The sequence below is a fragment of the Micromonospora parastrephiae genome, assembly GCF_016802865.1.
GTDB lineage: Bacteria > Actinomycetota > Actinomycetes > Mycobacteriales > Micromonosporaceae > Micromonospora > Micromonospora parastrephiae.
Genome location: NZ_JAEVHM010000272.1, coordinates 1 through 5,570 on the forward strand (window position 1 = coordinate 1; position 5,570 = coordinate 5,570).

The window sequence follows — 5,570 nt, forward strand, 5'->3', positions numbered from 1 at the left end:
CCGGCGCGTCGACTCACCGGCGACGGTGCCGGCCGACGCGCCGCCCGCGTGGTCGCCGTGCAGCAGCAGCACCCGCACCGAGCCCCAGGGGACCGGCGTCGGGGTGGCCTGCGTGGCGGCGGCGAAGCCGACCACCCGGTCCAGTACGCCCAGCCCGGCGCCGGGCACGTCCAGCGTGGCCAGACGGTCGACCGCCTGCGGGCCGGTGTACTCGTCGGCATCGGAAGTTCCATGCCCGGCTGGATGACGAGCCCGGTGGCCACCATCGGCAGCGCCATGGTGGGCGCGGCCCAGGGGTTGCCGGCCTCCTGGTTCGGGGCGACCGGTGCCGGGTGGGTCAGCACGTCCGGCAGCTGCACCTCGGGGGTGGGCTCGGTGTCGGTGTCGGCCGGGCTCGACGGAACCGGACGGGACCCGACCCGCGCCGTCGCGGGCACCGCCGGCACGACGGTGTCGGTCGGCTTCAGCCACACCGGCTGGCCGGCGACCACCAGCGCCACGGCGTCGCAGGCGTCGGCGACCGCACGGTTCGCCGCACCCAGCGCGTCGGTGAACGCCCGACCCAGCGGCGTGGTCGGCACCAGCGACAGCCCCACCTCCGGGCTGACCAGCACCACCCGCGCCGAGCAGGTGCGGATCGCCTCGGCCAGTTCGGCGATCGTCGCCACGTCGTCGGCGGGCTGGTGGTCGGGGTCGAGCAGCACGGTAACCCAGCCGCCCAGGTCGTCCACGAGCAGCGTCTCGTTGGGCTCGGCGGACGCGAGCACGTCGGCCAACCGGCGTGGGTCCTCGGCGGTCTCCTCGGTGCTCCAGCTGCCCGGCCGGCGGGCGCGGTGCGACGCCAGCCGCGTCGCCCACTCGGTGTCCTCCGGGTCGCCCTCCGGCGCGGTGGCGAGGTAGCGGACCACCGGCGCGTCGGTGACCAGGGACTCGGCGAACTCCGACTTGCCGGACCGGGTACCGCCGAGCACCAGGACCGTGTTCCACCCGTCAACGGACATGCCCGTACCTTAAGGCCGACCGGGGTCGCCCTGCCTGCCGGCCCGGCGCTCCCGGTCGGTCAGTCGCAGTGCTCGAAGCCGCTGCCGTAGCTCCCCGGCCGCGGCGCCGCCCCACTTCACGCACGCGCCGGGGGCGCTGGCCCGTACCGGCCCCGCGTAGTAGTCGAAACACCCGCTGTCGGTGCTGCGCGCCGAGGGGGATTGATCAACCCTTGGGTCGGCGGCGGGGGCGAGCGAGCGGCCGTCGGGCCCGGGGCCGACTACGCTGGCGAGGGTTCGTCCCACGGGGACTTCAGCGGCGAGGGGAGACGCGGCATGGCGTGGAGCTGGCGGTACGAGGGCACGGACGGCCAGACGGTCGAAGGACCGGCGGAGTCGTTCGGCAGCCAGGCCGACGCCGAATCCTGGATCGGTCAGTCCTGGCGGGAGCTCGCGGCGTCCGGCGTCACCTCGGTCGCGCTCGTCGAGGACGACCGGGTGGAGTATCGGATGAGCCTGCTGCCCACGGCCGAATGATGGGCTACGACCGGCCGGGCGCCGACGGGCTGGTGCTCGGCGTGCCCAGGGCGGCGTTCAGGCCCAGCCCGGTCTTCCTCGGCCTGGTCGCGCTCTTCGCGGTCAGTGGCGTGCTGACCTGGAACGGCTACGGCAACGTCCGCTTCGACGTGTTCCTGTTCGTGGTCTCCGGTTGGTTGGTCTCGCTCTGCCTGCACGAGTACGCCCACGCGGTGGTCGCCTACCGTGCCGGCGACCGGGACATCGCCCACCGCGGCTACCTGACGCTCAACCCGTTCAAGTACACCCACCCGCTGCTGTCGATCGTGCTGCCGGTGGTGGTGGTGCTGCTCGGCGGCATCGGCCTGCCCGGCGGCGCGGTGTGGGTGGACCGGCACGCCATCCCGGGGCGGCTGCGGCACACCCTGGTCAGCCTCGCCGGCCCGGCGACCAACGTGCTGTTCACGTTGCTGCTGGTGCTGGCGGTGCGGCTCGGAACGCAGTCGGGCGGCACGGTGGAGTTCTGGGCCGGGGTGGCGCTGCTGGCGTTCCTCCAGCTCACCGCCAGCGTGCTCAACCTGCTGCCGGTGCCCGGCCTGGACGGCGGCAACATGATCCAGCCGTGGCTCAACCCGCAGTGGCGGCGGATGTACGACCTCTTCGCCCCGTACGGCTTCCTGCTGCTCTTCGCGCTGCTGTGGAACCCGCGCATCGGTGGCTGGTTCTTCGACGCGGTATTCGCGGTCGGCGACCTGCTCGGCCTGCCGTCGTGGCTCTACGCGGCCGGTCTCGACCTGATCCGCTTCTGGCAGAGCTGACCTGACCGGTCCGTCGGCGCACCTGCGCGCCGACCGGACCGGGCCGGCGTCAGGGACGCTGCGCGGGAGACTCGGTCTTCGCCGGGTCCCGTTCGGTGACCGGCTCGACGATCTCGTCGATCGCCTTGAGCAGCTCGGCGTCGAGCTTCACCCCGGCCGCCTTCACGTTGTCGTGCACCTGCTCGGGGCGGGATGCGCCGATGATCGCGGAGGAGACGTTCGGGTTCTGCAGGACCCACGCCACGGCGAGCTGGGCCATGCTCAGCCCGGCCTGCTCGGCGATGGGCTTGAGCTGCTGCACCCGGGTCAGCACGTCGTCGTTCATGAACCGGGAGATGAAACCCGCGCCGGACTTCTCGTCGGTGGCACGGGAACCGGCCGGCGGCGGCTGCCCCGGCAGGTACTTGCCGGAGAGCACGCCCTGCGCCATCGGCGACCAGACGATCTGCCCGATCCCCAGCTCCTCGCTGGCCGGCACGACCTCGGTCTCGATGACCCGCCACAGCATCGAATACTGAGGCTGGTTGGAGACCAGCGGGATGTGCAGCTCCCGGGCGAGCGGGTGCGCGGCGCGCAGCTGCTCCGCCGTCCACTCGGAGACCCCGATGTAGTGCGCCTTGCCGGAGTGCACGACGTCGGCGAACGCCTCCATCGTCTCCTCCAGCGGCGTGCTGTAGTCGTACCGGTGGGCCTGGTACAGGTCCACGTAGTCGGTACGCAGCCGGCGCAGCGAGCCGTTGATCGACTCCATGATGTGCTTGCGGGACAGGCCACGGTCGTTGCGGCCCGGCCCGGTCGGCCAGTAGACCTTGGTGAAGATCTCCAGGCCCTCGCGGCGCTCGTCCTGCAGCGCCCGGCCGAGCACGTCCTCGGCTCGGGTGCCGGCGTACACGTCGGCGGTGTCGAAGGTCGTGATCCCCGCGTCCAGGGCGGCCCGGACGCAGGCGAACGCGGCGTCCTCTTCAACCTGCGAACCGTGGGTGATCCAGTTGCCGTACGAGATCTCGCTGACCATCAGGCCGGAACGGCCCAGGTGTCGGAATTCCATGTCCCGACCCTAGCTCCGGTGGATCAACATCGCCGAACGGCGACTCAGAGCACCGGATTCGCGTCGGTGAGTAACCGGTCGATCTCCGCGAGGACCGCGGCCCGGTCGCGGTGCACCGGGTCGATCAGCGGCTCACCCCGCCGGTCCAGCGCGCCCCACCGGCCCGTGGGGCTGCCGACGAGGAACGCCACCGGGTGGATGACCAGCATCGGATGCGCTGGCGGCACCAGCACCGCCCCGGTGCGGTCCACCACGCCGCGCCGACCCGCCACGTCGACGACGGCGAGGCCCTCGTCGGTGAACCCGTCGACCTGCTCGCCATCGGCCAGCTCCGTGTTGAAGCCGTGGTAGCGGGTGGGCACCACGATCCGGCCGTTCCGGTCGACGGCCCCCCACCCCTCCCGCCGCACCGCGGCCACACCACGCCGGAACGGGCGCACGTCGGCGAAGTTGGGCGGCACCTGCACCGCGCCGGTCGCGTCGATGGCCGTCCAGCCGCCGTCGCCGACCACCCACGCCAGGCCGTCGCTGAACGGGCGCGCCATCCGGTACGACGGCGGGATCACCGTCGTACCGAGCAGGTTGATCAGCGACCACCGGTCGGTGTCCGGGCGGCGCACCCAGGCCAGCCCGTCGTGGAACGGCTGCACCTCCGCGTACCGGGCGGGGATGACCAGGTCACCGTCCGGGTCGGTGTACCCCCACAACGGTCCGTCCTGGCCCGGCATCGGGGGCCGGTCGCGGTCGAGGATGTCGTCCCGACTCCGGGGGTACGGCCCGAAGCCGTCCGCCGACGCGCGGGCGGTGACCGCGTCGAGGGCCACCCGGATCCGGTCCAGCAGTTCGGCGTCGCCGGCGCCGCGCAGGTCGAGTGCCCGCTCGAAGTGGTGGCAGGCCTCCATCAGCCGCCCCTGGTCGTAGCAGGACCGTCCGGCGTGCTCGTGCAGGGCGGCCCGCAACCGGTCGGGCAGTTCGATCGAGTTCGCCCGGGCGAACAGCAGGTCGGCCTCGGGGAAGTCGCCGCGCCAGCGCAGCACGTGGGCCAGCCGGGCCTGGGCGAGCGCGGTCCGGCGCAGCTCGCCGGTGGCCTCGGCGTACGTGAGGGCGAGCCGACCGTCGGCCAGCGCGTCGTCCAGTTCGCCGAGGATCCGGGAGGTCACCGCCCGCAGGCTGAGCAGCCGCGCCCGTGTCCGGTTGTCGACGGCCGAGCCCAACTTCCCGGTCAGCCGCCGCCGGATGGCCCGCAGCTCGTCCGGCTCGGTCAGCTCCTCGCGCAGGGTGACCGGGTCCAGCCGCCAGCGGTACGCCGCCAGGACCTGCTCCGGGTCGCCCTCGTCGCCCAGCGACGGCCGGGTCGGTTCCGGCGGGGTGGCGGTGGCGCGGGCACGACGTGTTCTCCCCGGGCGACCCGGCCCGCGGCCCGGGAACGGCCAGCGCCGGCACGCCGGATACGGGGACGCCGGAGACAGGTGCGCCGGAGACAGGTGCGCCGGATACGGGCGTCGTCGAGGCGGGTGGTGCGGAGACGGGTGCCGACGGTGTGGACGCGGGTGGTGCGGAGACCGGTCCGGATGGGAACGGCGGCGCGGACACGGGTGGTGCCGACACGGGTGGTGCGGATACGGGTGGTGCCGCCGACACCGGTGGTGCGGACACGGGCGGTGCCGACATGGGCGGTGCCGCCGACACCGGTGGTGCGGAGACGGGCGGTGCCGCCGACACCGGCGGCGCGGGCGCTTCCGGGTCGGGCCACTCCGCGTCGTGGTCGGGCGGGACGGAGGCGGCCTCGGCTGCCGGACCGTGCTCGTCCGACACCGGCGCGACGGAGGCTGGGCCGCTGCCCCGGGATCGGCGGCGTCCGTCGGAGCGCGAAAGACGTCGGGGGTGCGGTCGGCAGGCCCGGGATCGGATCCGGTGTGCTGGTGGGGCGGCGTGACACCCGGCATCCCGGAGACCGGGCGTGCCGGTGGGGCGGACACCGGCCCGAGTGCTGTCGGTCCGCCTGCGGTTTCTCCGCGTGCGGCGTCGTCGTCGCGCCAGGGATCGCCGTCGACATCCCCGGCCGGCGGCGCGGAGACCGGCCCGGCGGCGCCGCCACGTCGGGAGGTGCCGAAACGGGTCGCGCCGGCGGTGCGGAGACCGAGGCCGCGGGTGGAGCGGGGACCGGGGCCGCGGGCGTGCCGAGACCGGTCGCGCGGGCGGCGCGGG

At 74.0% G+C, this 5,570-nt stretch carries 4 protein-coding genes and 1 pseudogene; 2 read left to right on the forward strand and 3 right to left on the reverse strand.

Translation table 11 applies throughout. The features are described 5' to 3' along the window. Positions 1 to 1,001 (reverse strand): annotated as a pseudogene (locus JNW91_RS29045) (bifunctional adenosylcobinamide kinase/adenosylcobinamide-phosphate guanylyltransferase); the annotation flags it as partial. 315 nt (positions 1,002 to 1,316) lie between these two features. Between JNW91_RS29045 and JNW91_RS29050 the strand changes: the two are divergent. Together JNW91_RS29050 and JNW91_RS29055 are read left to right on the forward strand one after the other, a co-directional pair. Continuing rightward, entirely contained in the window at positions 1,317 to 1,517 is a 201-nt protein-coding gene (locus tag JNW91_RS29050) for a hypothetical protein (protein ID WP_121652208.1), read from the forward strand. Then, positions 1,517 to 2,314 (forward strand): site-2 protease family protein, encoded by a 798-nt coding sequence (locus JNW91_RS29055; protein WP_407664407.1) that lies wholly within the window; start codon positions 1,517 to 1,519, stop codon positions 2,312 to 2,314. Before JNW91_RS29050 ends, JNW91_RS29055 begins: the two co-directional genes overlap by 1 nt. Before the next feature lie 49 nt (positions 2,315 to 2,363). Here JNW91_RS29055 and JNW91_RS29060 read toward each other — a convergent pair whose 3' ends face one another. Continuing rightward, complete coding sequence (locus JNW91_RS29060) at positions 2,364 to 3,362, reverse strand: aldo/keto reductase family protein (protein WP_203178690.1); 999 nt, start codon at positions 3,360 to 3,362, stop codon at positions 2,364 to 2,366. Positions 3,363 to 3,406: 44 nt separating this feature from the next. Then, positions 3,407 to 4,522, reverse strand: coding sequence for a WG repeat-containing protein (locus tag JNW91_RS32825; RefSeq protein ID WP_309244514.1), 1,116 nt, complete (start codon positions 4,520 to 4,522; stop codon positions 3,407 to 3,409). Positions 4,523 to 5,570: the final 1,048 nt, after the last annotated feature.